Here is a 3,796-nt window from a genome sequence, read left to right as displayed (position 1 = left end):
CCGCGCACCGCGGCCGGGAGGGGTGGGGCGGCGCCGGGCACGGTGTCGGGGAACGACCGGTAGACGACGACGAGGTGGTCGCTCTCCTCGAACGCCGACTCCTGCGACACGGGCCGGAGATCGACCGACGGGACCACCACGGCGCGGCGATCCCGCCAGTCACCGAGGAAGGCGGCCGGGGGCGGCAGGCCGTGGGACCGCGCCCGTTCTCGCAGCGCGCGGAGCAGCTCCGGGACGGGTATCAGACGCTCGCGCACCCGTTCATGCTTACACGCACCTGTGCTGGTGAAGAACTTATTATCTTGCACAGCGCCGATGTTGTTGACAAGGTTTCAGGAATGTCCACCTCTAAAGAACAGAAGAGTGACCCCGGGAACATGCCACCTTCCGCGCCGACGACGAAGCCGGGCGCAGACTTCGCGGTGATCGTCCCCGCCGCCGTGATCGCCCTGATCGTGGTGGTGTGGGGCTTGTTCTACACGGTCTCGTTCGAGAGCGCCGCGGGCCGGGCGTTCGACGTGGTGGTCCACACGGTGGGCTGGCTGTTCATCGTGGTGGCCACCACGGTCGTGGCCTACACCATTTATCTGGCGTTCTCCCGCTTCGGCGGGATCCGGCTGGGAGGCGACCACGAGAAGCCTGAGTACTCCACCCGATCGTGGATCGCCATGATGTTCGCCGCCGGGATGGGCATCGGGCTGATGTTCTACGGCGTCTCCGAGCCGCTCACCCACTTCCAGACCCCGCCGCCGGGGAAGGAGCAGCAGTACGACGTGGCCATGGCCACCACCGCCTTCCACTGGACCCTGCACCCCTGGTCGATGTACGCGATCGTCGGTCTGGCACTCGCGCTGGCGGCCTACCGCTTCAAGCGCGGCCACCTGATCTCGCAGGCGTTCGTCCCGCTGATCGGCGAGAAGAGGGCCAACGGATGGATCGGCAAGGTACTGGACATCGCGACGGTCGTGGCCACGATCTTCGGCACCGCCGCCTCGCTCGGCCTCGGCGCGCTGCAGATCCGGGCCGGGCTCAACGAGACCGGCGCGGTCAGCGGGGGCGGCATCGCGCTCGTCGCGGGCGTGATCGTGGTCCTGGGTCTGGTGTTCCTCGCCTCGGCGGCCTCCGGCATCGGCAACGGCATCCGGATCCTGTCCAACATCAACCTGGTGTTGGCGATCTCGCTCGCGCTGTTCGTGGCGATCTTCTCCGGCGCGCTGTTCTTCATGCTCGACCTGATCCCCACCACCGTCGGTGCGTACTTCTCCGACTTCTTCGACATGGCCTCCCGCACCGCGGTGAGCGAGAACGGCGAGGCGGCCGAGTGGCTGTCCGGCTGGACGGTCTTCTACTGGGCCTGGTGGATCTCCTGGTCGCCCTTCGTCGGCATGTTCCTCGCGCGGATCAGCCGGGGCCGCACGGTCCGCGAGTTCATCATCGGCGTGGTCCTCATCCCCAGCACCCTGTCGGTGGTGTGGTTCTCGATCTTCGGCGGGTTCGCCCTGTATCTCGAGGACGCCGGCCGGAGCATCTTCGGCGACGGTGCGCTCGAGCCCCAGCTGTTCAACCTGCTCCGCGAGCTACCCCTCGCGCCGGTGCTCATGGTGGTCGCCATGGTTCTGATCGCCGTCTTCTTCATCACCTCGGCCGACTCGGCGTCGATCGTCATGGGCGGCATGGCCCAGCACGGGGTCGAGGAGCCGTCACGGTGGATCGTCATGCTCATGGGTACCTTCACCGCCGCGGTCGCGATCATCATGCTCCTGGCCGGGGACGGCGGCGGGGACGCACTGTCGAGTCTGCAGAACATGACCATCATCGCGGCGTCGCCGTTCGTCCTGGTGCTGATCGCCCTGTGCGTGTCGATCCACAAGTCGCTCTCGCGCGATCCGGCGGCCGAGAACGCCTGACGCGGCCCCGGTGCACTCCCGGCACGGCGGCCGCGGACGCGACCACTACTCTGGACGCATGGCGAAGACAGTCCTGACCGCGGTCGCATGGCCGTACGCGAACGGCCCCCGGCACATCGGTCACGTCTCGGGGTTCGGGGTGCCGTCGGACGTCTTCTCCCGGTACCAGCGGATGGCCGGCAACGACGTGTTGATGGTCTCGGGCACCGACGAGCACGGCACCCCTCTTCTCGTGCAGGCCGAGAAGGAGGGGGTGTCGGTCCAGTCGCTCGCCGACCGGTACAACCGGGTTATCGTCGACGACCTGGCCGGACTGGGGCTGAGCTACGACCTGTTCACCCGCACCACCACCCGGAATCACTACTCGGTGGTCCAGGAGCTCTTCCGGGGGCTGCACCGCAACGGGTACATGGTGGCCAAGACCACCACCGGGGCGGTGAGCCCGTCGACGGGCCGCACCCTGCCGGACCGGTACATCGAGGGCACCTGCCCGATCTGCGGCTACGACGGCGCCCGGGGCGACCAGTGCGACAACTGCGGCAACCAGCTCGACCCGGCGGATCTGAAGAACCCGGTCTCCAAGATCAACGGGGAGACCCCGAAGTTCATCGAGACCGAGCACTGGTTCCTGGACCTGCCCGCGCTCGCGGACTCGCTGGGCGACTGGCTCAAGGGCCGTAAGGACTGGCGACCCAACGTCCTCAAGTTCTCCCTCAACCTGCTCGAGGATCTGCGTCCGCGAGCGATGAGCCGGGACATCGACTGGGGGATCCCGATCCCGGTGGAGGGCTGGCAGGACCGGGGCGACAAGAAGCTGTACGTGTGGTTCGACGCCGTGGTGGGCTACCTGTCCGCCTCGATCGAGTGGGCGTGGCGTTCCGGCGAGCCCGAGGCGTGGCGGCGCTGGTGGACGGACCCCGAGGCCGTGTCCCACTACTTCATGGGCAAGGACAACATCACCTTCCACTCGCAGATCTGGCCGGCCGAGCTCATCGGCTACGACGGCCGCGGCGCCCGCGGCGGCGATCCGGGGGCGTTGGGCGCGCTGAACCTGCCCACCGAGGTGGTCTCGTCCGAGTTCCTCACCATGTCCGGCTCCAAGTTCTCCTCCTCGCGCGGCGTGGTGATCTACGTCCGCGACTTCCTGGCGGAGTTCGGCCCCGATTCGCTGCGGTATTTCATCTCCGTGGCCGGCCCGGAGAACCAGGACACCGACTTCACCTGGGACGAGTTCGTGCGACGCACCAACGCCGAACTGGTGGGCGGCTGGGGCAACCTGGTCAACCGCACGGTGTCGATGGCACACAAGAACTTCGGCGAGATCCCCCGACCCGGGACCCTGACCGACCTGGACGCCGAGCTTCTGCGCGACGCGGAGGCCGCGTTCGCCACGGTCGGCGGCCACCTGGAGCGCTCCAGATTCAAGGCCGGTGCCACCGAGGCGATGCGGATCGTCGGCGCCGCCAACCGCTACATCGCCGCGACCGAACCGTGGAAGCTGGCCAAGGAGCCGGACCAGCGCGAGCGCCTGGGCACCGTGCTGCACACCGCCCTGCAGGTGGTCTCCGATGCCAACACCCTGCTCACCCCGTACCTGCCGTCCGCCGCGCAGCAGATCCACGGCGCGATCGGCGGACAGGGGGTGTGGGCCGCGTCGCCGCAGGTCCACGAGGTGACCGACGACATGCCGGTGGACCTGGTCGGGACGGGCCTGCCCGAGGCCGGGCGCAGCTACCCGGTGATCATGGGCGACTACGCCTCCGAGCAGGCCCGGTGGGCGCGCACGGAGCTCACCCCCGGGACCCCGCTTGCCAAGCCCAGCCCGCTGTTCGCCAAGGTCGACCCGGAACTCGCCGAGACCGGACCCGCCTGGGCGCCGATCCAGCCGG

At 68.6% G+C, this 3,796-nt stretch carries 2 protein-coding genes and 1 pseudogene; 2 read left to right on the top strand and 1 reads right to left on the bottom strand.

Annotated features, from left to right (window positions below):
* Positions 1–257 (bottom strand): annotated as a pseudogene (locus G6027_RS03225) (aminodeoxychorismate synthase component I); the annotation flags it as partial.
* Positions 258–338: 81 nt separating this feature from the next.
* Between G6027_RS03225 and G6027_RS03220 the strand changes: the two are divergent.
* Positions 339–1,907, top strand: a complete 1,569-nt coding sequence (locus G6027_RS03220) for a BCCT family transporter (protein ID WP_182635359.1) — start codon at positions 339–341, stop codon at positions 1,905–1,907.
* Between the two features lie 58 nt (positions 1,908–1,965).
* Positions 1,966–3,796 (top strand): methionine--tRNA ligase (gene metG / locus G6027_RS03215; protein ID WP_182635357.1); only part of this gene is annotated, 1,831 nt, incomplete at its 3' end.

The organism is Dietzia sp. SLG310A2-38A2 (genome assembly GCF_014145095.1).
Classification (GTDB): domain Bacteria; phylum Actinomycetota; class Actinomycetes; order Mycobacteriales; family Mycobacteriaceae; genus Dietzia.
Note: the sequence above shows the minus strand (reverse complement) of the source record. Positions and strands in the feature narration are given on the sequence as shown.